Below are 26,912 nucleotides of genomic sequence, written 5' to 3' on the forward strand. Positions count from 1 at the left end.
CGGTTAGCGCCACTCCCCTGGCGGGGCTCCCCAGCTAGGGTTCACTTGAAATCGCTGATGGCCGGCGCCCTTCCTGGGGCACCGGCCATCAGGGTGTCGGCTCGTCGCAGTTTCAACCTGCACCGGCTGTTCGTCGCTCCGACTCGGTCCAGATCGCTCCGACTCGGTCCGGGTCGCTCCGACTCGGTCCGGGTCGCTCCGACTCGGTCATGGTCAGAGGATCCGGCGGGCTCCAGAGAATTCGTTTCCGGAATCCCACTTCTTCCAGTCGGTGACGTAGACGTCCTTCGACGCGTTCGGCGAGTGGATCATCTTGCCGTCGCCGACGTACATGCCGACGTGGTGGACCGTTCCCGAGCTGGTTGAGAAGAACAGCAGGTCACCGGGTTTGAGGTTCGACGAGGAGACTGCCTTGCCGGCCTTCGCCTGTTCGCCGGAGTCGCGGGGCAGGTCGATGCCGTGGGCTTTGAAGATGGAGTAGGTGAATCCGGAGCAGTCGAATCCGTAGGCCGAGACTCCGGCCCACAGGTAGCGCAGGCCGTCGAACTGCTTCGCGGTCTTCACGAGGTCTTTGCCGCTGGGCTTCTCGGGTTTGCCGCCGACATCGTAGACATCGACATCGTCGATGTCGATCCAGGCGGCTCCGCCTCCGGGGAGTGCGACGCGGACGTCGTCGACGTCCTGTGCGATGAGGGGCAGATCGACGTTGAAGCTGATGTCGGCACCGGTGTCCTTGGTGAACTCGATGCCTTCGAGTTCGCTCTTGGGCTTCGTGACCACGGCTCGGGGCTGGTCCTCGCGGAGCTTCCCGAAGCGGTCGTTTTCGACCAGCTGCTTCTTGGGCAGCCAGCCCGGGTAGCCCTTCTTGTTCTTCGGGGTCTGCTGGTCGGTCACGGCGACCTTGGCCCAGCTGCCCTTGACATCGAGGACGGAGACCTCCGAACCGTACGTCGCTTGGGTCTCGGTTTTGCCAGTCAGTCCGCGGCGGGCATCGGTGGATTCGAGGTTCTTGTTCCACTTCTTGAGGGCGACGGGGTGCTGGAGCGCAGGCTTGTCCACCTTGCGCGGAGCCTTAGGGTCGGTCCACAGCGTCGCTACCGTGACATCGACGTAGGCGGTCTCGCCCTTCTCGATCGTGCCGTCGGTGATTCGTTCGAGTTCTTGGCCGGGCACGACTCCAGCGGAGATGCCGGACGTATTTGCGGCGTCGGTCGAGGACAGATTGCTCGACAGTGCGGGAGCACCAGCGCCGAAAACCAGTCCGACCCCAAGTGCTGCCGAAACAGCAATTTTGGTACGCATTATTTCTCTTTCGGTCTGCGGGCGGCAGGCCCGCGTGGGGGAAGTCTCCGAAGGTGCGCAAGCGCATTCGGCGTACTGTCTTCGCTTCTGATTCGGCCTCTCCGTCAGGAGCGGCCTCGCCGGAAACGAGGTTCTGCACGGTGTCGATTCTACCGGCTGTCACACGACCGGCGGTATTCATGACACCGTGACAGGATAACGCGGACTGGTCATGGTTTGAAGTCCACTTGCTCGAATCGATGCTCAGCTGAGACTTCGGCCCGGTATCGCCGGCCGATATCGGGCCCGACCGGGGCCGGAGACAGTCCTCAGTCAGGTGTCACATATCGGTGCCTGCATCAGCTCTCACTTATCGGTGCCTGCGCCAGCAACGCCGGAGGCACCGGTGGAGCCGAGGACTTCTGCGGCGAGCAATTCGATCGTCTGGATCCGCCCCGGGTCTTCGCGTAGGTGTTCGCCTTCCATGGCGCCGGCGATCGGCTGGATCATGATTTCGTCGACGTCGAAGCGCTCCGCGAGTTCCTCGAGCTGCGCGGACACGGATTCCGTGTCGCCGATGATCCAGTTGCCGGAAAGCTCTTCGCCGACCATACGCTCCTGGTCGGTCATCACCGATCGCACGTCGTCGCCGACCAGGTGCAGTTTCTCCATCGGCCCGCCCGTGCGCAGTCGAGCCATCTGCAGCATGAAGGGTTCCGCACGCAGCTGCGCTTCTTCCTCGGTCGGTGCTGCGACGACGTTGGCCGTGACGAAAGTCTGGGGCGTGTCACCGTAGGCACCCGGAGTGAAATTGTCGCGGTAGATCTTCATTCCGGTGGTGGCACCGGATGCGAAGTGGTTGGCGAAGACATAGGGCATGCCGAGCTCAGCTGCCAGCCGCGCAGAGTATCCGGACGATCCGAGCAGCCAGGGCAGCGGCTGCGTTCCCGGCACTGCAGCGGGAGTCGCCTTGAGCACGTGTTCGCGCCCACCGTGGAGCGGAACTCGCATCCCCTCGGGCCGCATGAGGCTGAGCGTGTCGATCACGTGTTGGGGGAACTGTTCGACGGGATCGATTGCTCGCCCTTCGCGGTCGACCATCCGTCCCTCACCGAGGTGGCCTCGCATTGCCGCCGAGGTGATCGGGTCCGTACCCGGTGCGCGCCCGATTCCCAGATCGATACGGTCGCCGTAGACCGCCGACAAGAGGGCGAAGAGTTCGGCGACGGCCAGCGGAGCATGGTTGGGAAGCATGACCCCACCGGAACCGAGGCGAATCTGCTGTGTTCCTTGGCCGAGGTACATGAGCTCCGGACCAGGCATCGTCGATGCGATGGAGGGCATGTTGTGGTGCTCGGCGACCCAATATCGGGTGAATCCGAGCTTGTCAGCCGTGTCGATGATCTGCTTCGAGGCGGCGAAGGAGTCTGCTGTCGTCTGTCCTGCGCGGACCGGGACGAGATCGAGGATCGAAAGCTTCATACCGGGGCAACAGTACGTGCGAGCGGAACATTCCGATCCGCGCCGACCTGGGGATCGGCTGAAGAGGGTTCATCCGGCGGTCAGCCGAAGGTGGCCGGCCCGGTGGTCAGCCGCAGAGGGGCCATCCGTTCCCCACCGACCCGGCGGCCAGCCGAAGTCGGCCTGCCTGACGGTCAGCCGAAGAGAGTCTCTCCGATTTCCCGCGCGATGAACCGTGCATGCAGCACCGGCTCTTGTGCTGGGTCGATGGTCGCTGGTGGCACCCATGCGGGCCGACCGTCGATGAGCATTCTGCAGTCCCAATCGGTGTAATCAAGCAGGTGGTGGTGCGCGCCGCAGGCCAAGGTGAGGTTGTTGACGTCGGTCTTTCCGTTCTCCGCCCACGGGACGATATGGTGCGCTTCGCACCAGCCGGGAGGAGTGTCGCACCCGGGGAATGTGCATCCCTGGTCGCGACTGGCGAGGATCGCCAGCTGCTTCTCGGTGGCCAAGCGTCGTTCTGTCGCCAGTGCCATCGATTTCGCTTTCTCGCCCATGAGGTGGAAGAAGACCGAACCGTTCAGCCCTTCCAGAACCGCGGCGTCGATCGGGAACGGCGCTTCTACCCCGGTCACGGCTTTGCCGGTCTGGTTCGCCACGTCTTCAGCCTTGGCTGTGACGACCAGCGCGTAGGCCGCTCCGGCTTTGATGCGATTCATCTCGATGCTGCCGATCACGCTGGAGAAGCGCTCGTAGATGCGACGGCGCACACTCGGCTGTTCAGCGGCCATGGCCACCAGAGTGCCGTCCTGTTTCACACCGGCTCCCTGCGGGATCTCTCCATTCTCGCCGACCTGCGGAGGATCGAAGTCGAGGGAGGGGTCGAGACAGTCCGAGCGGTCGCCGCGTAGGACTTCCGAGAAGGTGTCCACGATTTCTCTGTCACGATCGGCCCCGCCGACTGCCGTATCGTCACAGCCTTCTTCATCTGACGGTGAGTCAGTCTTGATGCGTGAGGTCAGCAGTCCGTTGAGGATCCCTCCGGTCTCCTCGTCGAGGCGACCTTTGAGGGTCCACGTTCCGTCCTTCGCTTGGCGCAGGTTGACAGCGAAACTGTCCCGGTCCGCTGCTTCCTTCGGTTCCTGACCATCGGGATCGATCCAGCCCAGAATCTCTTCGAAGAGTGTATGGATATCGCAGACGCGAACAGTCTGAGCCTTTTCGACAAGCAGACTTTCAGCCTTGATCTTGTCGTCTTCGGACACGTTCACCGGCAGGTTCTTCAAGCATTTGGAGATGGTCGACGCCTGGTTTGCCGAGAGCACTCCTTCACGGAGGGCCGCCGCGAGAATCGGAAACTGCGCTTCGATCGATTCCCCGCTGATGCTGGTCCGCTTCCCCAGGCACTCAGCGAGCTGAGTGCGGCGGTGGGCCTCGTGTGCGGACAGGTTCAGGCGATGTTGGACCAGCGCCTTCGTCGTCTTCGCGCCGTAGTCGCGGGGCGTGCCGACACGATCGAACACGGAGAGCGTCACGATCGACAGGGATTCTGTCAGACGGTTCAAGGTCTCAAGACCGTCGAGAAGAGTCACCGCGTCATCCGGCCCCATGGGGCGGGTGAAGTCGTGCAGTCCATCGAGCAGGCTCTGCAGAGCGCAGATGCTTTCCGTGACTTCTGGGGCTGCGTGCTTCAGGTCTGACCAGCGAAATTCGTCGAGCAGGGGATGCGCGTCAGCATCGGAGTCATAGCGTTCGGCGAGAGCCTTGTGTCGCTCAGTGCGTTCCGCCTCAGCGATACGTTCAGCTTCTTCTTGCGCTCGCTTCTTCGCCTCGTACCGTTCAACACGGGCGTTCCACTCCGCTCTTTCCCGTGCGAGCTCTTCGTCCTCTGCACGAGCCTGCGGGTTCTTCCGCAGGAATTCCTCACGCTCCGCAGCTTTCTGCGCCTCGCGTTCCTCGCGCTTCGCCTTCATCCACGCGCTTTGGCGTGCTTCGATCTCTTTGATACATTCCTGAACTTCTGCCTCGGTCTCCGGCATCGTCGTCCGACTCGTCCAGAGCCCCTGACCGGCGCGGATATCGCCGCCCGGGAGAGGAAGAACCTCTGCATCGGCCTCAACAGCGGCCGGTTCGCTGCCACCTTGGACAGCTGCGACTCCCTCGACGGCCGCGACGCCGTCGTCGGCCGTGCCCACTTCGGCACCGTCCTCGCAGTCGGCCAGGTTGTCGGCGATCCCGTCGAACCTGTCGGCAAGCGGATGACCGGTCAGATCGAATCCGGCCTCAGCGAGCAGCTCCCGATAGGTCGACCTGGAGGAGCCGCTGTCGGCAGACCGGACAGAAGAGCCAGCTGCAGTTGGAGGGAGGCCACTGGGCGGTGAACCTTGAGGGGGTGGTGGTGCCTGCGAAGCCTTTCCTGCATCGCGGTCGCTGTGCTCGTCGTACCTTCGGTCGGGGATGAGAGCCATTTTCTCTGTGTCCGTTCATCATCGTTGATGCCTTCGGCTTGCCCTTATTCTAATTCGTCAATCGAACAGAGTCCATAGTTTTGTGCGATTTTATTGAGTCAATTTTCTTTTCGTTCTATTGTGTACGATTTATGCTGGTCAGATCGAGATTGCGCCCGGAGCGCGATGGTTGACCATGATCGCCGGCGACGGTCAGACGAGAAGCCTCTCGTAGTTCGTGCCGACGAAGTGGACCAAGACTGCTTCTCGCCACTGACGTGAGCGCGCAGAGCCAGCACCCCGCCGTACGCAAGCGCGCAGGACCAGCGCCCCGCCGTACGCGAGCGCGCAGGACCAGCGCCCCACCACAGTCGCGCAGGAAGAATTCGCATCCCGCCGCACTCAAGCGCGCACAACCGCCGCCCCACCGCAGCTGCGAACGCCCGCTCCGGCTCGCAGCCCCAGTCAGCTCTTCATGTGAACCCGTTGCCCCTCGGGGCCGAAGAGACTGAGATATTCGACGCCATCGTCGTCGGCTCCCCCGAACCAATGCGGAGTCCGAGTATCGAATTCGGCGGCCTCACCTGCGCTGAGGATCATCGTCCGATCACCGAGGATGAGAGTGAGCCGACCGCGGATCACATACACCCATTCGAATCCCGGGTGGGTTTTCAGCGCACCGAGCTTCGGCGCCTGCCGCCCGTCGACGATGTGCTTGAAGGCCTGCACACCGATCGCTCCGCGACTGAGCGGCAGGATGGTCTGGTCATGGAACTTCCGCGGCGAGATATGTATGCGTGGATCCCCGATCGGCGGGGTTCCCACAAGCTCATCGAGCGGGAGGCCGTAGACCCCGGCCAGCGGCAGCAGCAGCTCCAAGCTCGGCTTGCGCTTCCCGGATTCCAGCCGCGACAGCGTACTCGTCGACATTCCGGCCAGCTCGGCCACCTCATCGAGGGTGCGGTTCTGCTCCTGTCGCAGACTCCGCAGCCGGGCGCCGACGCCGGCCAACGACTGCCTGACGGCTTCCCGCGCCTCGACCGAGGCGGCCCCGTCAGCAAACATCCCCGATATTCGATCCGCCGCATGGGCGCCCCTCTCCGCCGGCTCCCTCGACTCTTCCATGCACTCACCATGAGAGAATTTGCTGTTTCTGCAAATAGGTTTGCAGATTTGCATGGGCCGAGAGCACACTCGAATCGACGCCGAGGATCCCACCGGTCCAACACCGGCACCCCACAGGAGCACCGCCCACGTTCCGACCGCTCATCCGCACACAGGAGAATCATGACTGCCCCATCCATCCCCGAGAACTCACGGCCTTCCGCCTCAGCAGGGTCACAACCTTCCGCACCAGAGGGGTCACGCACTTCCTCATCCGAGACCTTCGCTTCATCCGCCGAATCCGCGCAGACCAGCGTCGATGTTGCCATCATCGGCGGTGGCGCAGGAGGCCTCGCCGCATCCATCGCCTTGGCTCGTTCGCTGCGATCCGTCGTCGTCATCGATGCCGGCCAACTGCGCAATTCGCCGAGCCCGCACGCACACAACGTCCTCGGCCACGAAGGCATCAGGCCCCAGGATCTCGTGGCGAAAGGCCGCGCCGAGGCCGCGGAATACGGCGTCGCTTTCATCGATGCGACTGTGCAGCAAGCGCGCACGATCGATTCGGACCCCAACCTCGCCGAGGAGGCTCCGCGGCATCGATTCGAACTGACCACCTCGGCGGGGGTCGATGTCAGGGCCCGCCGCATCATCATCGCGACCGGTCTCAGTGACGAACTTCCGGACATCCCGGGTCTGGCCGAGGGGTGGGGCGACACCGTCCTGCACTGCCCCTACTGCCACGGCTACGAAGTGCGCGGGCAGCGCATCGGAGTCATCGGCACGACGGCCATGTCGTACCACCAGGCGATGTTGTTCTCCCAGCTCAGCGACCATGTCAGCTTCATCCGACACGCCGCTCCCGCTCCCGATTCCGAGCAAGCGGCAATGCTCGAGACGCTCGGCATCGAGTACATCGATTCCACCGTCACCGAGGTGGCCCGCACCGACTCCGACACCGTCGTTTCGCTGACGGCCGACGAATCCGCGGACGGCGCAAGCGCTCGCACCTTCGACGCGCTGGCCGTCGGTGCCTATGCGCGGGCGAACGCCGAGCTGTTCTCCCAGCTCGGCGGCGACGTCGTTGCCCACCCGAGCGGGATGGGCACCTATATTCCCACGCAGATGGCCGGACAGACCGACGTGCCCGGCGTCTGGGCGGTCGGCAACAGCGCCGACGTGTCAGCGATGGTCGTGGCCAGCACCGCCAGCGGCGTGCTTGCCGGCGCCCATATCAACGCCGACCTGATCATGGAGCGGCTCGGCTGAGCCACGTACGCAAGAGCCGGAGCCGCTGCCGCTGCCGCTGAGGCACGTACGCAACAGCCGCTGCCGCTGAGTGAAGCACGCAGCGGCCGTTGCCGTCGAGCCCTCAGTGCGCGGCTTTGACGCACAGCACCGGAGCTGTTGCGTCGAGAATGACCTTCTGAATAGTCGACCCGAGCAGGAACTTTCCAACCGGGGTGCGCTTCCGGGTTCCGAGCACGATCAGCTCGGCCCCCACCTCGGTGGCGGTGTCGAGGATCTGCTCGGCGGGGTCGTATTCGCTGCCCGACGTCAGCACGCGAAACTCGACGTCCGCCCGGGTCAGGTAGTCATTGACAGACCTGAGTTCCCCTTCGCCGAGGCGGTAGGAGTCGTTGCGCTGAGCCGATCGTGACGCGTTGACGACGACGAGCTCCTTCCCGTCCTTCTTCGCCTGCGCGATGCCGGCATCGAGAGCAGCGTGTCCGGCGGGATTGTTGACATAACCGACGAGTACTGTCATTTTTCACCTTCATTGGATTGAGCTGTACAGATCCGAGTGCGCAGGTCGGGAACCCGCCGTTCAAGCATATCGAGCGGTACGGACATGGTTCGGTGGGTGATCCCGAGCGCACCGGAGCTGCGGTGCACGTCCACGCGAGACGGCGGGGCCGCCTCGGCGAGAGAACGCACCGCCTCGGCGAGAGAACGCACCGCCTCGGCGAAGAACGGCACCGCCGTTCCCAGGGAAGAACGGCACCGTTCCCGGGAGGGACGGCACCGCCTCGGCGAGAGGATGAGGTCACGTCAGCTCTTCGGGATTGCGGAATCGGGTGCTCGTGCCCTTCGTCGAACGGTTCCAGAACCAGGTCACAGCCCACAGGACGACACCGATGCCGACGAGCGCCGCTGCGATCTGATACTGGATGAGCTCATCGAGACGGACCCACGGACCGACGAGGAACACGCAGCTGATGACACCGATCCACGGCAGAACCGTCGGCGCTGTGAAGTGCTCGGCATTGCCGGACTTGTCCTTGCGCAGGATGAGCACCGCAACGTTGACGACGGCGAACACGGCCAACAGCAGCAGCGAGGTGGTTCCGCCCAGGGACGCGGTCACCGTCTCGGGCAGGATCGAGGTCACGAAGAAGATGAGCGCGAAGGCGATCAGCGTCGTGAAGATGATCGACACCCACGGTGACCGGCGTCCGGCCAGTACCTTCGCGAACACGGGAGGGAGCACGTTCTGCTTGGCCATACCGTAGAGCAGACGGCTGGCCATGAGCATATTGATCAGCGCCGAATTCGCGACGGCGAACATCGTCATGAACGGGAAGATCGTATCGATCGGCAGACCTGGAGCGCCTTCGCGGACGACCTCGAGAAGCGGTGTCTCGCTCTCGGCGAGCACGCCGATGGGCACGGCCGCGACGGTGACGAGGGAGACGAGAACGTAGATGATGCCGGTGATCGTCAGACCCGAGAGCATGATCTTCGGGAAGATCCGCGGGTCCTTCGTCTCCTCGACCATGTTCACCGAATCCTCGAAGCCGACCATGGAGAAGAAGGCGAGCGCAGTGGCGCCGGTGACCGCGAGGAAGACGCTCTTGTCGCCTTCGGTCTCGAAGATCATCACGCGTGAGAAATCGGCATCGCCCGCGCCGAGGGCGAAGAACCCGACGACGATGACCAGCAGCAGACCGCTCAGCTCGATGAGAGTGAGGACGACGTTGAACCAGACGCTCTCCCCGACTCCGCGGAGGTTGATCAGCGCGATGAGGGTGAGGAACGCCAGCGCGATCCACATCACCCCTGTGCCGGAGACGTCCCAACCGAAGCCGGCCACGAGGTTCGCGGCGAAGACGTTCGATGCCGTCGACGCCGAGGTGATTCCGGAGCTGAGCACGGCGAAGGCGACGAGGAACGTCACGAAGTGGACCCCGAACGCCTTGTGCGTGTACAGCGCGGCACCCGCGGCCTGCGGGTACTTCGTCACGAGCTCCATATAGGAGAACGCGGTGATCAGCGCGATGAGGAAGGCGAGGATCACCGGTGCCCAACCGGCACCGCCGACCTGCCCTGCCACCTTGCCGGTCAGAGCATAGACGCCGGTTCCGAGAATGTCACCGACGATGAACAGAAGCAGCAGCTTCGGCCCCATGACTCGCTTGAGAGTCTCGGGCTGGTGGCCGTCACCGGGGTCGATCGTCGTCGTGAGTTCGTTGTCGCTCACGATTCCTCCGTGTCCGATGCGGCGCCTGTCCCGTCCGATACGGCGGCTGTCCCGCATACCTGGCAGCCCTGACTGTGGTCAGAGCCTCGCCGATTATGCCTGAGACGAGGCCCTCAGGCACATCCTTCAGCCTCGGACCACTGCGAGAAACGCCGAGAACAGAGCCTGCGAGTCACGTTCGCTCTCGGGCCCGAGCTCCATCGCTTCTTCCAACAGGGTATCTTTATCGAACCCCAATGTCTGCAGTTTCTCCGCGTCCCAGCGCTCGATGTTCGCCCGCGTCGACTCCGGATGGAACTGTGTCCCCCACGCCCGGCCCACTCGGAACGCCTGGAATTCACACGCTGCGCTCGTCGCCAGCAGGGTCGCCTCCTCGGGGAGGGCGACGATGCGGTCGACGTGGCTTTCGACGAACGACGTCCGTGGCCGGATCGCGGAGAACACCGGGTCCGCGGCCGCCTCGGCGGTGGTGTCGATCCGCGTGTATCCCTTCTCCGGCGCCCCGGTCCGAGCACGCACATCACCCCCGATGACGTGCGCGATGAGCTGCCCGCCGAGGCAGATCCCGAACTGCGGCAGGTCTACCTCCAGCGCACGGCGGACGAGTGCGGCCTCATCGGCCAACCACGGCGCACGGTCCGTCTCGTCCGGCATGTACCCTCCGCCGAGCATGATGAGCCCGTCATAGGCGTCGAGAGCGGCGGGCCCGGACAGGGTGGAGACCCCGCCGATGCGCAGATCGAACTCGACGTTCTCGCTGATCATCCACCGTGTCAGCAGCCCCGGTTGGGATTCGATGTCATTGACGATGACGAGCAGCCGCGTCATGATTCCGCCCCCGCCGAGGCGGCCGGGCCGTTGCCTGCGGAAACGGCGTGGTCTGCATGACCGCCGCTGCCGACGCCGCCGTCCCCCGCCGAGGCGGCCGGGCCGGCGGCCACGGACGGTGCGTCGTCTGCGGAGCCGAGGAATGCCGTGTACGCGTCCTCGTGTGCGTCGAGGACGCGCATCGCATTGTCGAAGCCGATCTTGCGCAGGTCGGACTGCGACCATCCGCGCGAGGCGAGCTCAGCGAACAGGGTCGGGTACTGACCGGCGTCCCCGAGTCCGGTCGGCAGCTCATCGACTCCGCAGATGTCACCGCCGAGTCCGATGTGGTCGATGCCGATCCGCTCGCGTACGTAATCGCAGTGGTCGGCGACCTGGGCCACGGTCACCTCGGGGGCGGTTCCCTGCTCTCCGGCGTCGACCCATTCGCGGCGAGCGTTCGAGACGAACGACGGCACGAAGGTCATCATCGCCACTCCCCCGTTGCCGGGCACGCGGTCGAGGACGTCGTCGGGGATATTGCGCGGGTGCGGGTTGAGACCGAACGCGCAGGAGTGAGTGAAGAGCACCGGCAACGTGCTCTGGTCCAAAGATTGGTGCATGACGGTGGGCGCGACGTGGGAGAGGTCGAGGATCATCCCGATCCGGTTCATCTCCGCGACGACCTCGCGGCCGAAGGCGCTCAAGCCCCCGTGGACCGGTTCGTCCGTGGCCGAGTCGGCCCAGGAATGAGTGGTCGACCAGGTCAGTGTCATGTAGCGGGCCCCTGCGCGGGCGTAGGACCGCAGCACGGCCAAGGACTCGTCGATCTGCTGACCGCCTTCGACGCCCATCAGGGAGGCGACCTTGCCGGCAGCGCGGGCGGCGCGGACGTCGGCTGCGGTGCGGGCGAAGGCGAGTCGTTCGCGGTAGGCGGTGACGACGCGCTGGACCGCGTCGATCTGCTCCCATGTGGCCTTGACGGCATCAGGACCGGTGATCGAGGAATGGACGTAGACGGACCAGTACTGCGCGGCCACGTGGCCGGCCGCCAGCTGGTCCATCGTGGTGAACGGGGAGACGTCCGGATCGTTGAGTCCCTCCACGCTGTAGTCGCGTTCCTCGCGCAGGTACCAGGCGAGGTCGTTGTGGCCGTCGAAGACGTCGACGGCGGGTGCGGTTTCAGTGGCGGGTGCGGTTTCAGTGGCGGGTGCGGTTTCAGCGTTGGAGACGGATTCGGTGTCCGGCGCGGATTCGGTGGTGGGTGCGGTCATGGTCGGGTCCTTCCGGTCGGGCGGATTGGGTCGGTGCGGGGGGTGGACGGATGCAGTCCGCCGGAGCGGGCGGATGCGAGCTACCGCGGCGGGCACGTGCAAACTGCCGGGGCCGTCGAGACGGTCGGACCGGACACGGCATACACGGTGCGCGCCCGGAGCGGCACGCCCACGGTGGGGAGGTCGGCCGCCTCGGCGAGGTGGGTCGATCCGTTCATCATGCCAGCCCGGACAGGATCTGCGCCGACCACAGGCCGAGGAACGTGCCGAGGAACGTGCCCATGAGCGCGAACAGCACGCCGACTGGGACGAGCTGTCGGTTGAATGCGCCCGCGACTACCGGTGCCGAGGCGATTCCGCCGATGTTCGCGGTGCTGGCCACGGCGATGCTGAAGAGTTCGGTGCGGGTGAGCTTCGCGTAGATGAGCATGATGACGATGTGGACGACCAGGACGATGATTCCCGCCACCAGGTAGAGCGGCGCTTCGGCCAGGGAGGTGAAGTCCGAGCCGGAGGCGATGATGCCGATGATGAGGTAGAGCAGGATCGTCGCGAGTTCATTGGATCCGGCGGTCTTGCCGAACCGAGTCGATCCGATGGCCAGACCAAGGACGCTGACGATGAGGATCGTCCACGCGGTGCCGTCGATGACCGCTCCGACCTCGGGCAGCAGTTCGCCGAGGCGGATCGCCAGGGCCGAGGCCAGAAGTGCGAACCCGATGAGTCCGAAGATCGATGGCAGCGTCATCGGCTTCTCGTCCTCAGCGGCGATTCTGTCGGTGAAGTCGAGCTTCGACATATCAGCCCTCGTCCACTTGTCGAACTTGTCGGAGACCGTGACGGAGGAGAAGACGAGCAGCAGCCAGAAGGAGTAGAGCACCGTGTCGACGATGAGGACGTAGCCGAACACGTTCTCGGGCGCCTGGAGGACCTCCTGCACCGCGACCATGTTCGCCGAACCACCCGTCCAGGAGGCGTTGAGGGCGCCGAGGGCCTTCCACGCCTCCGGGTCGAGGCTGGAGTGCAGGATGAGGAAGCTGATGATGAAGCCTGCGATGATGCTCGCCGCGGTCACCGCGAAGGTGAGCAGCAGCTTGGGCCCGAGCTTGATGATCTGCCGGATATCGCACTTGAACAGCATGAGCAGGATCATCGCGGGCAGCATCACCTCGCGCAGGGTGTCACCGACCGCGGTGATGTCTCCGCCGTCGTGGTCGAATACGCCGAAGGTGTTGAGCAGCGCCGCCACGATGTAGAGGATGACGAAGCCGGGCACATACTTGAAGAGCTTGAAGCGCCCGCTCCGATCCGCGACGACGAGTACAGCGGAGATAGCCAGAAGCAGGCTGATGAATAGAAAACCGTCCGTGATCACTAACGACACTTCCTCATTGAAAACGTCCATCCCGGTGCGGGGCATGCCTCCGGGGTGGAGCAATGTGCAGTTGTCGATCGGATCCGGTCCGGTGAGGGGCCGGGCAATCGGGGTGGTCGAACGTGCTGCCTAAGCGGTGACCTCGCGGAACTTCTTCGCGGCGTTGTTCACTGCTGTGATCAGCGCCTTCTGCGAGGATCCGTGGTAGCGGCGCTGGATGCGCTCGATCAGTCGACCGGGGTCCGTGATGTCGGCATCGACGAACAGGCTCCGAATGAAGTTCCGGGTCAGAGCCAACGTCGCCGTGCAGTCCACATCGAGGATTCGGTGGGTGTCCGGCTGGATCTCGAACGCCACGTAGAACAGACCGAACTGGTTGGTGATCGGGTTGTTCGACGGAGCCTTCGCTTCGCCTGTGAGGTAGATCGTATCGGACATCGCCCACCAGACTACCCCACGGCCGTCCGTGCAGAGGGTGCTTGCGAATCGATCGACATTCAGAGGAACCGGTGGATCGCGTCTCCGGCCTGCCGCATGATCGGCATGACGTCGACGACGCGGTCGGTGCCCGGTTCCCAGTTCGCGAACACCGCATAGGCGACGCGGCGCGTCCGCGTCATCACGATCCCGGCATCTGCTCGGATCGTCCCGTTCGTGCCGGTCTTGTTCCACACCCACACATCCCGCTGGTAGTTGTAGTGAGCGAGCGGGTCCAGATCGAACGCCGAGGCGACCATCGAGGTGTCCGCGCCGGCTCCCAACCAGCGCCGGAAGACCTCGTTCGTCGACTCGTCCCAGAACTCCTCCTTGGCGTGCCTGGCCATGAAATCACTGAGCTCCGCGGCCGTGCCCGTCGACAGTGTCCGCGGTGCCTTGGCCGGACGCGGCCAGCGCAGAAAGTCATGCAGACCCGAGTTCCGGTACCCGAGCTTGACCACCTGATCTGCGACATTCGCCAGTCCGACCCGGCGGATGAGCACGTTCGTGGCGAAGTTGTCGCTGAACGCCCCGATGAGCAGAGCGATGTCGAAGATGCTCAGGTCGTCCTGCTCCATGAGGTACCAGATCCCCGATTCGTCGACTCTCTCCGAGGGCCGTCGGTGCAGGCGTTCTTCCAGGTCAAGCGTGCCGTCCTTAGACATCTGCAAGGCAGTGTGGAGCAGGAAGACCTTGCCCATGCTGGCGGTGTCGAGTTCGTCGTTCTCATTGTGGGCGAACACCCGTTCACCGCTGTCGACGTCGAAGGCCAGAGCGCTGAAGCGCACTCCGGGCAGTCCATCGAATTTAAAATCGCTCATCATCATGCTCCTATCCGTCTGGTTTCGTTCATGCCTGCCCAGCCGCGCGATCCACCCACAGCCGCGGCCGCTCCCCGGGCTCGGCCTCGAGCGTGACGTCGACGCCGAGTGGGGCACTCGGCGCATCGGGATCGTGGCCGAAGCCCATCTCCGACACAATGGGTATTCCCAGACCGCCGAGGTAGTCGATCATCAGCGCCTCCACCTCGTGGACGGGCGCGCAGTCCTGCCACGAGCCGAGCACGACCGCATCCGCCGAGGTGAACCACCCGCCGCGGACCAGCTGCACCATGAGATTGTCGAGCCGGTACAGCTCTTCGTCGACGTCTTCGAGCATGAGGATGCTCGGGCCCCGCCGCTCGCGTCGTTCCCGCACGTCGATGAGCTCGGGACTGCCCATTCCAGCGGCGATGAGACTGAGATTTCCCCCGCCGAGGCGGCCCTTCGTCGACCCCGGGACCAACGTCTGTGCCCGGCTGAGCGGGAGTGCTGCGTCGTCCGCAGCGGTGTCCGGCAGAAAGTTGGTCGCTTTCGGAGACTTTTCGGCGTCTGAAATGTCCGATGGTGACCTATTGTCGTCCGCCGAGGCGGCAGCGGCAGCCCCCGACGAGATGTCAGCGGGGAAGCCGAGTTCGCGGCCGCCCCACGGTTGGAACAGCCATGAGGCGACTTCGTCCGGGACGACCGTCGAGGTCTTGAACGGGTCGTTGCCGACCATCGGGCAGAACAGAGTGGCCACCCCGAGGTAGTGCTCCCATGCCTGGTGGAGGGCGGTGATGTCCGAGGACCCGGTGAGAAGTTTGGGGCGTCCGTCCCGGCGCAGCATATGCCTGCGCATGAGGTCGAAGTCGATGCCGTCGACCAGCCGCATCGCCCCGAAGCCTCCGCGCAGCGCGATCACCGCGTCCGTGTCCGGATCGCACCAGGCGTCGACGAGGTCGGAGCGACGCTCCGCGTCCGTGCCGGCCAGGTACGTCACCCGCGGATGCCGGCCGCGGATGTTCTCGCCCGGCACGACGGTGAGACCCCAGGATTCGAGCTGAGCGATGGCGCGCTGGAGTGATTCCTCGTCGGTGGGCCCCGACGGCGCGATCAGCCGGACGGTGTCACCGGCGGCCAGGGGCGCGGTGCGAAGATACGGACTCGGTGCAGGGAGTCCCACACGGTCGTCCGCGGGCGCAGCACCGCTGGCGCCGACGGCTCCGGCCGAATCCTGCCTACTCATTCCTCACCAGACTCTGACCTCCCAGTCGGGGAACCGCTGCGAGCAGTTCCTGCGTGTATTCGTGCTGCGGATCAGACAGCACCTTCTCGACCTCACCGTATTCGACGATCTCCCCTGTGTTGAGTGACCATAGGACCCCTTCGGTTCCGGCCGCCGGAGGCGGCTCCTGCCTGCGGCGGCCGAACCGAGGTCACGAGTTCCCCGCCCGCGACCGCCGAAATGTGTTGTCTGTCACTCTATGCCGGAACGGGTGTGAAATCGCAGCACTACCTCACAACTTCTGGCGTGTCGCCTTGTACGATCCGCACAATCGGCAAGCGCTCGTACGAGACGGTCGGGAGGACGCATGCGACTCGGAACACATGACAACGGTCCGCGGACCGTGCACTCGGCACGGATCGCGGACCGACGAGGTTTTCAGGCCGTGGCCGCGGCCCTCTGGGCGGCGATCTCGGTGGTGGTCGTGGCCTTCCGCAGCCGCTGGATGAGCGCGACTGCGACGAGCACGACGAGACCGACGAGAGAGACCCAGATGTTCGGGTAGATCAAGGTGATCCCGGCGGCCAACAGCAGCACCCGCTCGACGATGTTGGCCCGCCCCATGAAGTACCCGGCCAGGCCCGAGGACACTCCGATCATGCCGAGGATCACTGTCACGAGCGCCAACAGGAGCTCCTGCCACGTGCCCTGGAGAAGCAGAGCCGGCTCGAGGATGAACACGTAGGGGATGAGGAATCCGGCGATGGCGATCCGCACGGCGGTGACACCCGCACGCATCGGGTTGGCCCTGGCGATGCCGGCACCGGCATAGGCGGCGAGGCAGACCGGCGGGGTGATGTCGGCGAGGATCCCGAAGAAGAACACGAACATGTGCGCCGCGATGAGCGGCACATCGAAGTTGTTGTACAGGATCGGTGCGGCGACAGTGGCCGTGACGACGTAGTTCGCGGTCGTCGGCAGGCCCATGCCGAGGACGATGCAGGCGATCATGACCATGACCAGGACGATGAAGAAGTTGCCTCCGGCGAGATCGACCAGCCCCTTGCCGAGCTGTCCGCCCAGTCCGGTCGCCGTGACCGTGCCGGCGACGATGCCCGCCGTCGCGCAGGCCGCGATCACCGGCAGTGCCGTGCGGGCGCCCTCGACGAGCAGCGTGACGAATCCGCGCGGATCCATCCGCGTCGACTTGCGCAGGAAACTGAGGAAGAACGCGGTGCCGATGCCGAACAGCGCGGCGCGGATCGGCGACATCCCCGACAGGAGCGTGAGGATGATGACGGCCAGCGGCAGCAGGAGATCGAGGCGTTTGAGCAGCTCCTTGCCGTCAGGCAGGCTCGCCTTGGACAGCCCGAGGATCCCGTCGGTCTTCGCCTCGAAGTGGATTGAGAGGAAGGCCCCGAGGAAGTAGAGGACCGCCGGGATGATCGCGATGACGATGAGCCCGTTGTATTCGAGATCCGGAACGTTCTGCGCCATGATGAACGCGGCCGCACCCATGATCGGAGGCATCAGCTGTCCGCCCGTCGAGGCGGTCGCCTCGGTGGCCGCGGCGAAGTGGGGCTTGAAGCCCGACCTCTTCATCAGCGGGATGGTGAACGACCCCGAGGCGACGGTATTGGCCACGGACGACCCCGACACCATGCCCTGGAGACCGGAGGCCACGACCGCTGCCTTGGCGGGACCGCCGGTGAATCGGCCGGTGAGGCGGAAGGCCAGGTCGTTGAAGAACTGCCCGATGTTCGTGTGCACGAGCATCACGGCGAAGAAGAGGAAGAGGAAGATGAAGTTCGCCGAGACCTGGATCGGCGTGCCGAAGATGCCCGACCCGTTCGACAGGAACATCGTCGTCGCGAAGTCCTCGAGGCTCATCCCGGAATGCGTGAAGATGGGACTGTAGTTGCCGAAGAGTCCGTAGAGGATGGCGATGCCGCCGATGATGACGATGGGAAGGCCCACACACCGCCGGGTGGCTTCGAGGATGAGGAGAACGCCGAGGATCGCGACGAAGTAGTCGAGGTTCGAATAGCCGAGGATCTGGACGGAGTTGCTCACCAGGCGCGTGTACTCGACGAATACGTAGAGATTGCAGCCGAGTCCGGCGAAGCCGAGGAGCACGTCGTACCAGGGGATGCGGCTGCCGCGCCCGATGAGCGCGTCGGCGACGCGGTTGCCTGTCGCCGGCGCATCGATGAGGCGACGGCTCGGCGGGTAGAGGAAGAAGATGAGCGCGGTGGCGCCCGCGAGATGCAGCGAGGTGTGCATCCACGTGTTGAAGGGCCGTTCGAGGGCGGCATAGAGGTGGTAGACGGTGAAGGCGATGGACAGTCCGCCGACCACCCAGACCCACCAGCCGAGATCCTTGCGGTAGCGGCTGGAGGTGTCATGCTTTGCGAGTACGTCGGCCGATGCGCGTTCTCCGGCAGCCACCTCTTCGGCGCCGGGCCCGGCCGTCGCGGAGGACGGCCGGGCCGGTGTCGAATCTTCGCTCACGGCAGCTCGATGCCCTCTTCTTCGAAGTACTTCTGAGCGCCCGGGTGCAGCGGCACGTCGCCGACGCCCAGCATGGCGGTGTCCTTCGTGATGAGCTTGCCGACGTCGAGAGTGATCTCGTCGGTGTGCTCGAACAGCGCCTTCGTGAGGTTGTAGGCGGTGTCCTCACTGACCTGATCGGTCGAGGCCACCAAGGAGGCGAACACGGACACGGTCGGGACGTCCTCGTCGAGGAAGTCATAGGCGTCGGCGGGGATGTCGTAGGACTCCGCACCCGATCCCTCTTCGATCGTCTTCGTCGTATCGTCGTCGAGCCCGAGCAGCTTGACGTCGGTCGTCGCGGCCAGCTGGGTCAGTCCGGCCACGGGTGTGCCCACGACGAAGATCGTGGCATCGATCTGCTTGTCGGCGAGCATGTCGGTCGAAGCGCCGAAGTCGGTGATCTCCGGGGTGTAGTCGGATTCGCCGATGCCCGCGGCGTCGAGGATGGCGTCGGAGATGGCGCGCGTGCCCGAACCGGCGTCGCCGACCGCGATCTTCTTGCCCTTGAGGTCCTCGACCGATTCGATTCCCGAGTCTTCGCGGACGATGATGTGAGCGGCCTCAGGGTAGAGCGAGGCCAGCCAGCCGACGTTGTCGATCTTCGTCCCGTCGAGGTCTTCGAGCTCGCCGTTGACCGCGGTGTTGGCCGTATCGCTCTGCGTGAAGCCGAGCTGCCATTCGCCCTGGTAGATCTTGCCGAGGTTCTCGGCCGAGGCACCGGACTCGACGTAGTTGACTGTCACGCCGTCGACGTTGTCCTCGAAGATCGAAGCGAGCTCACCGCCGAGAGGGTAGTACGTGCCCGATGTGCCACCGGTGCCGAGCGTGAGGTCGTCGGTGGTCTCACCGCCTCCACCGCCTCCACCGCTGCCGCCGTCCGAGCCGCACCCGGTCAGCGCCAGCGCCACGGCGGCGACTGCCGCAACTGTCATCCGTCTGATGTTCATCTTCTGATCTCCTCTTCGGGGGTCAAGATACTTTGGCGAGCTGCTCAGAGTTCAGCCGCCTGCTGTCGAGACTAAAGGCACCATACACTCTCGCACAGCTCAATCATGAAAGTTTGCTGAATTGTTAGCCGCCTTGCCTGAGCGTCGCCTGAAGTCCTCAGGTCCGCGCCGATCACCACCGCGGCCCCGCCTCGGCGAGGATCTCGTCGATCGTCTGGCCCCGTCGGATGACGACGAATCGCGGTTCGCCCCCGTCCCCGGCGCGGTACCCGTAGACGGGCACGCGCGGGAGCAGATTGTAGGAGAAGGGGTTGGAGAAGTAGTAGGCGCCGGTCTCGGGCACGGCGACGAGGTCGCCGACGTCGAGGCGCGGCAGCGAACGGTCCCGAGCGAGCAGATCCCCGGAGAAGCACGCGGGCCCGGCGACATCAGTGGGCACCGCCTCGGCGATCTTCGGTTCCCCGTCGGCGGTGAACGGCAGGATCCGCAGCGGCCAGTCGTGCGGGGCGTAGGCGGTGCGGGTCGCGACCTGCACGCCTGCGTGAGTCATGGCGATGCGCCGCCCGCCGCTGGTCTTCGCGTACTCGACGCGGGTGAGGACGGTGCCGGCCTTGGCCAGCAGAGCACGCCCGAATTCGGTGACGATGTCGAAGTCGAACAGGTCGGGGACCTGCTGTTCGAGCACCGCACGGTAGTCGGCGAAGGTCGGGGTGATGTCCTCGCCGTCGAAGTTCACCGACAGGCCTCCCCCGATATCGATGCGGGTGATCTGCCGCGTCCCGGCACGCGCGTTGACCTCCTGCGCGAGGTCGACCGCGGTGCGGATTCCGACGGCGGCGCGCTCGAGACTGATGCCCTGAGAACCCGAGTGCACGTGGATCTGAGTCAGTCGGGGCCGCGCCAGATAGGCCTCGATCACAGCTTCGCGGGCTCCGGGATCGGCGAGTCCGATGCCGAATTTCGACGTCTCTGTGGCGGTGCTCAGCGCCCCGATCGTGCCGGTGCCCGACTGCGGATTGATCCTGATTCCGATCCGTACTTCGTCGACGGTCGGTCGTCTGTCTTCCAGAAGCAGGTCGAGGCGGGCGAGTTCGTCGAAGTTGTCGACGTTGATCGACACGCCCAGGTCGACGGCCCGACGCAGTTCCGTCCAGGTCTTGGCCGGGGAGTCGAAGACGATCCGTTCGGGAGCGAACCCGGCGGCCAGGGCGAGTTCGAGTTCGCCGGGGCTGGCGACTTCGCATCCGGCGCCCTGCTGTGCATAGCGCTCGAGCAGCGAACGCAGCGGCACGGCTTTGCAGGCCACCGCGTGGAGCACCTCATGGTCCGAATCGAACGCCGAAGTGAGCCGCTCGAACGCGGTATCGATGGCATCGAGATCCATGAGCCCGAGCACGGGCTCCCGATCCGAGAGCGCCGGCACACCATCCGGCAGGGCCGGCACGCCCTCCGATAGGGCAGGCACGCCGTCCGACAGGGAGGGCACGCCCGCGGGAGCGGAACCGCTTGCGGTGGTGCGATCGACTCCGCGCGTCTCGGCAGGGGTGTCGTCGGTGCGGTTGGCTCGCCCCGCCACGGCAGGGGTGCGGTCGGTGAGGGGCTGGCTGTTCTCGGCGATCGCTCTGATCGCCTGTGCTCGACCGTCGGCGATCGAGTGGTGACTGTTGGGCATGACGTCCTCTGTTTGTGATCTGCTGTCACTCTAGGACGGTCGACCTCGACGAACGAACAATAATTCACCAAACTTCCCGGGGATCGATTGTCGGTTTCCCACGACACGACTCCTCAAGCCTTCAGCCGCCCGCGCGATCGTGGGCGAGCACCGAGAGCTCGAGCCACAGCCTCTCGGCCGGCTCGGCCGTCGACAGACCCGTGATCTCCTCGATCCGCCCCAGGCGGTGCCGCAGCGAATTCGTATGCACGTGCAGCCGACGGGACGCCTCGGCGGAGTTGCCGACCGTGGCGAAATAGACCCGCAGCGTCTCGAGCAGGCTGCCGTTGTGCTGCGCGTCATGCCCGGCCAGCGCCCGAGCCGGCCGTGCGATGCTGCCGATATCGCCGCTGCGACCAGCGGGTTCTCCGCCGTGCGCATCGCGCTCGACGGCCAGCAGCGTATCGGCCACGCGCAGTCCGATGACTTCGGCCGCCGCATCCTCGACGGTCGCTCCGACGATCGCTCCGACGATGGTCGGGGCTTCCTCGTCGCCGCCGCTCGCAGGGCCTCCGCTCATGGCACCCCGTCCTCGGCAGCCGAGGCCGCGCCTCCTGCCGTGCACGGCGTCGACGACGTATACGGCCTCGGACCACGAGCGATGCACTTCGTCGAGGCGGTCGACGGGAGAGCCGACACCGAAGCTGAGCGCCTCGTCGCTCGGCAGCGATCGCCGCAGGGCAGAGAGCACGTGGTCGCGGATCTGCGCCGCATCCGTCGGCTCGCTCATCTGCACGAGCGCTGCGAGATATGCCCCTGTGCTCGACTCGATCCGAGAGACCACGGCATCGGCGAAAGCGGCCCGGAGATGGAACCGCAGGACGGGCTCTCGGTCGGGGGCCGCCTCGGTGAAGGCGAGGACGCAGAAGCTGCCGGAGAACGGCAGTGACAGCAGGGTCGCCGACGGACCGAGGTCGGCCGAACCGGCGAGGATCGCACCGAGCGCCTCCCGACGAAGGCGCTTCTCGAACGGCGACCGGCGCAGGGTCCGCAGCATCACGGGCAGGGCCGCGCGGGCGGCGTCGCGCAGCACCTCGCGCAGCGGTTCGGGGTCGACCTCCGCCGGGTAGGCCGCCCAGATCGTGCCGATGAGCTCGCCTTCGCTGCGCAGCGCGATGACCGACCGGGCCGGTGATGTGCCTTCGGCGGGCCGTTCGACGACGTCGGTCGAACGGCGGATCGTGTCGAGGAACCCCGATGCCTCGAGCTCGGCGATCCGCCAGTCGGGAATGGCTCCGGACAGGATCGTCTCGCGTCGGATCTCGTCGAGTTCGCCGCCGAGGTTGGCATGCGCGAGCACACGCGAGGCCGGGTCCTCGATCGTGATCGATGCGCCCGTGGTCTCGGCGATGACGGCGGCCAGTGCGCTGAGGTCGTCGACATCGGGCCGGGCCAGGGCGCTCGTCGCGCCCTCCGTGAGCTGCCGCAGATGCACGAGGATCTCCGACCAGGTCACATGCGGCGAGCGTTCGAGGAGGACCGGAACCCGGCCCTCACTCCCCCTCAGTTCGATCCCGTCGCCGAGGTGGCCGTGCGTTCCGGGCGGAACGACGAGGGCGGCGGCGCCCGCATAGCCTGCCAGCACCGCGTCGAGTCCGGCAGGACTGCTCACCGGTTCGGTGGCGAGGACGACGGTGCCGGCCAGGGAAGCGCGGCCGGCCGCCTCGGTGGGCGAAGCGGTGGGCGGGCCGGCAGGCGAGCCGGCGTGCAGTGCAGCCGACGTCTGCGTGGGAGTCGTCGGCAGGTCGAAGCCGAATTCGACTCGAGCGACTACGGCGTCGCCGGCCATCTCGGTCAGCGGCAGGAGGAACCCCTCCGTGTCCCGGATCAGTCGGGACAGTCGCGGACTCGCGGTGTCGGTCATGCTCCCACTGTAGTCAACGGCCGACCATGGTCGGCTGCGGCCGGGAGGGTCTGCGTCGTCAGGACCGCGCGCCTCGGCGATGCGGAAGGAACCGGACGAGCCGCCTCGGCGGGATGGGTCATTCCGGGGAGAAGAACTTGAACTGGAGGGCACGGACGACGAGTTGGGCGAGGTTGCGTGCGCCCAGTTTGAGGCGGAGGTTGCGGGCGTGCGATTTCACGGTGGACATGGCCACCGATTGGGCGTCGGCGATCTCTTCGTAGCCGTGTCCCTGGCAGAGCAGGGTGAGCAGATCCATCTCGCGCGCGGTCAGCTGCGGGGCCGCGCCGGGGGCGTCGGGCAGCTGGTCACCGCTGATGACGATGTCCTCGGCCAAGCCTTTGAGCAGTTCGGGGCTCTCGCCTGCCGAGGCGGCCCCCACGATCGAGACGAGTTCCCTCTCCCCTGCCGTCTTGTTGACCACGGCGAGTGCGCCGGCCTCGAGTCCGCGGGCGATTCCGGGCCCGGGCGACACGGTCGTCAGGAGCACGACTCGGGCGTCGAGGTCGAGGTCGATGATCGCTGCCGTTGCATCGACGCCGCTCATTCCCGGCGGCATGTTGACGTCCATGAGGACGAGGTCGGGACGCTCGGCGGCGAAGGCGGCGATGGCCTCCTCGCCGGAGTGGACGGGGTCGAGCACACGGAAGGAACCCGCATCCTCCAGCGTCGCGGCCACCGCTCGTGTCGTCCACGAATCGTCATCGACGACGAGGACGGAGGTGCGTGCGGCGGGTTCAGGGCTCACGTCTTGGTCGGCCTGCGGCATGGTCGCCTCCGGTCTCACGTGAGGGGTCGCCTCCGAGATCCGGTGCGGGGCCGGGTAAGTGTGCGCCGTCATCAGGCGTCGACCTTGCCCCGGCCGCCCTTCGTACGGCGGGCATTGCCGCTGCTGTGGCTGCCGTGGCTGTGGCTGCCGTTACTGAGGCGGTAGGTCGCCTCGCCCGAGATGCCGGATCCAGCGGTGTCCGTGCCCGTGAGTCGATCGGGAGCCTCGGCACCGGTCGCCTCCAACGCGCCCACCCCGCCTGCGCCTGAGGCCGAATCGGCACTGTGATCGGCTCCCGGTGCCTCAGCCGAGGTGGCACCAGGATTCTCTGCACTTGACGACACAGCGCTGGTGTCGAAGTCGTCATCGACGACGTCGATCGTGTCCGCGTTCGAGGAAGACCGCGCGGTATCCGATTTCGAGGAAGCCGATGCGGAATGGGTGATGAAACGGATCGGCAGGGCCACCTCGACGACGGCTCTCCTCCGTTCATCCTCGTCCACCCGGCAGACGCCGCCCATGGCCGTGGCACGGCGGGACAGAGACCGCGGGGCCCGGGTCAGCGCGGTCGGGGATGCGTTCGTGCTGCGGCAGAGCAGTTCGGCTCGGCTGCCGCTGCCGTCTCGCATTTCGACGGCGAGGGTGGACGGGGTGCCCGGGACGGAGTGGCGGATGACGTTCGTGGCGAGCTCGAGCATAACGGCTCGGAAATGGTGCGACAGGGTGCCGGTCGCATGGGTCGGCAGCGGGGAGAGTTCAGTGGTCAGCGGAACGGAACCGGCCGCGCACCCGTCTTCGATCGCGGTCGTCAGCTGCTCCGCCTCGGCGCGGAATCGGATCCGGGAGGTCGCGGAGTCCCCGGTGCAGCCTTCGGTCTCCCACTTGCTCAGGCTCGTCACCAGCTGCCGGAGTCGCTTGGTGGCTTCGGCGTTGACCAGCGCCAGCTCGGCGAGGAGGCGGTCCGCGGTCTCGGAATCGCTTTCCCTCGCCAGGGTGCGGATGATCGCGGACTCGGTGGTCAGCGAGTGCGAGATGGTGTCGTGCATGTCGCTGGTGAAGCGGGCACGCATGGCATCGAGGGACTTCTGGTGTTCGACTGCGGCACGTTCGCGGCGGTCGATCTCGCTGCGGATACGGGCCTCGACGAAGGATGCGCACAGACCGAGGATCGAGTAGGTCAGCCAGCCGTAGCCTAAGTCTGTGAGTCCTTCGAAGCCGGCGTCATAGGATCCGAGCCGGGTCGAGGCGCCGAGGTAGACGGCCAGTCCGATGGTGCCGAGGGCGAAGCCGATCCAGCGGCGGCGGCTGATGAGGACCGCGGTGGCGAGAATGAGCGCCTCGGGGAACATGTTCTCCAGGTCCGGGTAGAGCATGGAGAACGCGATGCCCAGACCGGTCGTTGCGATGACGATGCTCAGCGGCAGGAAGCTGGCTAAGACGATAAGTGCGTAGGCGAGGATGAGCAGCGTCGAATAGCGGGGTTCGGTGATCTCGAAGGAGCCGGGCACAAGGATCGTCAGGCCCATGATGAGGGCGAGCAGACGGATCGGCAGATCGATGAAGCGCGGTCCCCGGAGGAAGTGCCACAGTCGGGCCGGGACGCTCGCTGACGTGCCGGTCGCGCCGTCGATCTCTGATGTCATGGCCCCTATTGTGCTACAACTGCACCCCCCGAACTACCTGACGGCGGCCCAGCAACCTTGCGCGAGGTTGCTGGGCCGCCGTCAGGTAGTAATTGGGGGTTTTCTCAGCTGAGGAGGTCGGCGAGGCCGGCCTCGATGACGTCGAAGGCGTCGTTCAGCAGCTCGTCGGAGATCGTCAGCGGCGGCAGGAAGCGCAGGATGTTGCTGAAGGTTCCCGTGACGAGCACGAGGACGCCGTTCTTCGCACAGTAGTCCGCGATCTTCTTCACCAGGTCCGCGTTCGGTTCGATCGAGTCGCGCTCGACGAACTCGGCGGCGATCATGGCCCCGCGGCCGCGGATGTCGCCGACCTCGGGGTACTTCGACTGCAGCTTCGTCAGACGGTCGACGAGGATCTCACCGATGTGCCCGGCCCGATCGGCCAGTCCGTCCTCTTCGTACGCGGCGATCGCACCGAGGGCAGCGGCACAGGCCGTGGGGTTGCCGCCGTAGGTTCCGCCGAGGCGACCCGGTCCGACCGAGTCCATGATGTCCGCGCGACCGGTCACGGCCGACAGCGGCAGACCGCCGGCGATGCCCTTGGCCGTGGTGATGAGGTCGGGCACGATGCCCTCCCATTCGGAGGCGAACATCTTGCCGGTGCGCGCGAATCCGGCCTGCACCTCATCGGCGACGAAGACGATGCCCTTTTCACGGGCGTAGTCGACGAGCGTGGGCAGGAAGCCCTCGGCCGGGACGATGAAGCCGCCCTCACCCTGGATGGGTTCGATGACGATCGCGGCGACGTACTCGGAGCCGATCTGCTTCTCGATCATCGTGATGACGCGCTTGGCCGCGTCCTCACCGCTGATCTTCGTGCCGGCCGCGTCGTTGTCGCGGTACGGGTAGGACATGGGTGCACGGTAGACCTCACCGGCAAAGGGACCGAAGCCGGCCTTGTAGGGGGCGGCCTTCGCGGTCATCGCCATGGTCAGATTCGTCCGGCCGTGGTAGGCGTGGTCGAAGACGACGACGGCATCGCGGCCGGTGTGGGCGCGAGCGATCTTCACGGCGTTCTCGACAGCCTCGGCACCGGAGTTGAGCAGCACGGTGCGCTTCTCGTGATCACCGGGGGTCAGACGGTTGAGAGCTTCGGCGACCTCGACGTAGCTCTCGTACGGGTTGACCATGAAGCAGGTGTGGGTGAAGGCCTCGAGCTGGGCCTTCGCGGCCTCGACCACGCGGGGGTTCGAGTTGCCGGCCGTGGTCACGGCGATTCCCGATCCGAGGTCGATGAGCTGGTTGCCGTCGGCGTCCTTGAGGATGCCGCCGCCGGCCGCCACCACGTAGGCGGGCAGGCTCGAGCCGACACCGGTCGCCACTGCTGACTTGCGACGTTCCTCGATCTCACGGGACTTCGGTCCCGGAATCTCGGTGACGATCTTACGTTCCTGCGGCAGAGCTTCGCCGCCAATCTCCAAAGCTGTCATAAGGGGAAGAATAGGGGCAAACGACGGTTTTTGTCACCTGCCGTCCGAGGGCTGAGCACAACCGCTCTCCGCGGCGAGACGAACCCGTTGATTCGGCACCGATCGGGTACGGAATCCGTTGCCGTTCCGCAACCTCAGATTCCTCGTCTCGGGCCGCGGAAATCGGCCCTCGAATCGTCGTTTCG

The 26,912-nt window shown here is 65.7% G+C and carries 22 protein-coding genes; 1 reads left to right on the forward strand and 21 read right to left on the reverse strand.

Features of this window, described 5'->3' with window-relative positions; all coding sequences use genetic code 11:
- Positions 1-213: 213 nt before the first annotated feature.
- The 4 genes from CXR29_RS14670 to CXR29_RS14685 form a co-directional block, all read right to left on the reverse strand.
- Positions 214-1,302 carry a C40 family peptidase gene (locus tag CXR29_RS14670; RefSeq protein WP_101554651.1) on the reverse strand — a complete coding sequence of 363 codons (1,089 nt, stop codon included), beginning with the start codon at positions 1,300-1,302 and terminating at the stop codon, positions 214-216.
- Between the two features lie 345 nt (positions 1,303-1,647).
- Positions 1,648-2,763, reverse strand: a complete 1,116-nt coding sequence (locus CXR29_RS14675) for an LLM class flavin-dependent oxidoreductase (RefSeq protein ID WP_127364934.1) — start codon at positions 2,761-2,763, stop codon at positions 1,648-1,650.
- 173 nt (positions 2,764-2,936) lie between these two features.
- A complete protein-coding gene (locus tag CXR29_RS14680) occupies positions 2,937-5,210 on the reverse strand; it encodes an HNH endonuclease signature motif containing protein (RefSeq protein ID WP_127364935.1) in 2,274 nt (757 codons plus the stop codon).
- A 444-nt stretch (positions 5,211-5,654) separates the two neighbouring features.
- Positions 5,655-6,254 carry a helix-turn-helix domain-containing protein gene (locus CXR29_RS14685; RefSeq protein WP_127364936.1) on the reverse strand — a complete coding sequence of 200 codons (600 nt, stop codon included), beginning with the start codon at positions 6,252-6,254 and terminating at the stop codon, positions 5,655-5,657.
- 222 nt (positions 6,255-6,476) lie between these two features.
- Between CXR29_RS14685 and CXR29_RS14690 the strand changes: the two genes are divergently transcribed.
- On the forward strand, positions 6,477-7,562 hold the full coding sequence (locus CXR29_RS14690) for an NAD(P)/FAD-dependent oxidoreductase (protein ID WP_101596339.1): 1,086 nt from the start codon (positions 6,477-6,479) through the stop codon (positions 7,560-7,562).
- Between the two features lie 103 nt (positions 7,563-7,665).
- Here CXR29_RS14690 and CXR29_RS14695 read toward each other — a convergent pair whose 3' ends face one another.
- The 17 genes from CXR29_RS14695 to gabT form a co-directional block, all read right to left on the reverse strand.
- The gene (locus CXR29_RS14695; protein ID WP_101554655.1) at positions 7,666-8,061 is read right to left on the reverse strand and encodes a universal stress protein; all 396 of its coding nucleotides are present in this window, start codon (positions 8,059-8,061) and stop codon (positions 7,666-7,668) included.
- Entirely contained in the window at positions 8,058-8,273 is a 216-nt protein-coding gene (locus tag CXR29_RS14700) for a hypothetical protein (RefSeq protein ID WP_101554656.1), read from the reverse strand. Before CXR29_RS14700 ends, CXR29_RS14695 begins: the two co-directional genes overlap by 4 nt.
- Before the next feature lie 67 nt (positions 8,274-8,340).
- Entirely contained in the window at positions 8,341-9,774 is a 1,434-nt protein-coding gene (locus CXR29_RS14705; protein WP_241241478.1) for an APC family permease, read from the reverse strand.
- A gap of 126 nt (positions 9,775-9,900) precedes the next feature.
- Positions 9,901-10,602: a type 1 glutamine amidotransferase gene (locus tag CXR29_RS14710; RefSeq protein ID WP_127364938.1), complete on the reverse strand. Its 702-nt coding sequence runs from the start codon at positions 10,600-10,602 to the stop codon at positions 9,901-9,903.
- Complete coding sequence (locus tag CXR29_RS14715) at positions 10,599-11,855, reverse strand: dipeptidase (protein WP_127364939.1); 1,257 nt, start codon at positions 11,853-11,855, stop codon at positions 10,599-10,601. Before CXR29_RS14715 ends, CXR29_RS14710 begins: the two co-directional genes overlap by 4 nt.
- 217 nt (positions 11,856-12,072) lie before the next feature.
- Positions 12,073-13,230, reverse strand: a complete 1,158-nt coding sequence (locus CXR29_RS14720; protein ID WP_127365356.1) for a DUF819 family protein — start codon at positions 13,228-13,230, stop codon at positions 12,073-12,075.
- A 129-nt stretch (positions 13,231-13,359) separates the two neighbouring features.
- Positions 13,360-13,668, reverse strand: a complete 309-nt coding sequence (locus CXR29_RS14725; RefSeq protein ID WP_101554661.1) for a DUF3870 domain-containing protein — start codon at positions 13,666-13,668, stop codon at positions 13,360-13,362.
- Positions 13,669-13,727: 59 nt separating this feature from the next.
- Positions 13,728-14,528: a serine hydrolase gene (locus CXR29_RS14730; protein ID WP_241241479.1), complete on the reverse strand. Its 801-nt coding sequence runs from the start codon at positions 14,526-14,528 to the stop codon at positions 13,728-13,730.
- 28 nt (positions 14,529-14,556) lie between these two features.
- Positions 14,557-15,753 (reverse strand): S66 peptidase family protein, encoded by a 1,197-nt coding sequence (locus CXR29_RS14735; protein WP_127364941.1) that lies wholly within the window; start codon positions 15,751-15,753, stop codon positions 14,557-14,559.
- Positions 15,746-15,862: an ABC transporter ATP-binding protein gene (locus CXR29_RS17860; protein WP_127365357.1), complete on the reverse strand. Its 117-nt coding sequence runs from the start codon at positions 15,860-15,862 to the stop codon at positions 15,746-15,748. The genes CXR29_RS14735 and CXR29_RS17860 overlap by 8 nt, the downstream gene beginning before the upstream one ends.
- A gap of 308 nt (positions 15,863-16,170) precedes the next feature.
- Positions 16,171-18,243, reverse strand: a complete 2,073-nt coding sequence (locus CXR29_RS14745; RefSeq protein WP_127364942.1) for a TRAP transporter permease — start codon at positions 18,241-18,243, stop codon at positions 16,171-16,173.
- The gene (locus CXR29_RS14750; RefSeq protein ID WP_164742842.1) at positions 18,240-19,232 is read right to left on the reverse strand and encodes a TAXI family TRAP transporter solute-binding subunit; all 993 of its coding nucleotides are present in this window, start codon (positions 19,230-19,232) and stop codon (positions 18,240-18,242) included. The genes CXR29_RS14745 and CXR29_RS14750 overlap by 4 nt, the downstream gene beginning before the upstream one ends.
- A gap of 172 nt (positions 19,233-19,404) precedes the next feature.
- On the reverse strand, positions 19,405-20,904 hold the full coding sequence (locus CXR29_RS14755) for a type III PLP-dependent enzyme domain-containing protein (protein WP_127364943.1): 1,500 nt from the start codon (positions 20,902-20,904) through the stop codon (positions 19,405-19,407).
- A gap of 121 nt (positions 20,905-21,025) precedes the next feature.
- A complete protein-coding gene (locus CXR29_RS14760) occupies positions 21,026-22,807 on the reverse strand; it encodes a PucR family transcriptional regulator (protein ID WP_127364944.1) in 1,782 nt (593 codons plus the stop codon).
- A 118-nt stretch (positions 22,808-22,925) separates the two neighbouring features.
- The gene (locus CXR29_RS14765; RefSeq protein WP_240812070.1) at positions 22,926-23,687 is read right to left on the reverse strand and encodes a response regulator transcription factor; all 762 of its coding nucleotides are present in this window, start codon (positions 23,685-23,687) and stop codon (positions 22,926-22,928) included.
- Entirely contained in the window at positions 23,687-25,258 is a 1,572-nt protein-coding gene (locus tag CXR29_RS14770; RefSeq protein ID WP_127364945.1) for a sensor histidine kinase, read from the reverse strand. The genes CXR29_RS14765 and CXR29_RS14770 overlap by 1 nt, the downstream gene beginning before the upstream one ends.
- Positions 25,259-25,362: 104 nt before the next feature.
- Positions 25,363-26,727, reverse strand: coding sequence for a 4-aminobutyrate--2-oxoglutarate transaminase (gabT, locus tag CXR29_RS14775; RefSeq protein WP_164742843.1), 1,365 nt, complete (start codon positions 26,725-26,727; stop codon positions 25,363-25,365).
- Between the last annotated feature and the right edge of the window lie 185 nt (positions 26,728-26,912).

Origin of the sequence: Brevibacterium linens, assembly GCF_003999335.1 — a bacterium.
In the GTDB taxonomy this organism is placed as follows: Bacteria; Actinomycetota; Actinomycetes; order Actinomycetales; family Brevibacteriaceae; genus Brevibacterium; species Brevibacterium linens.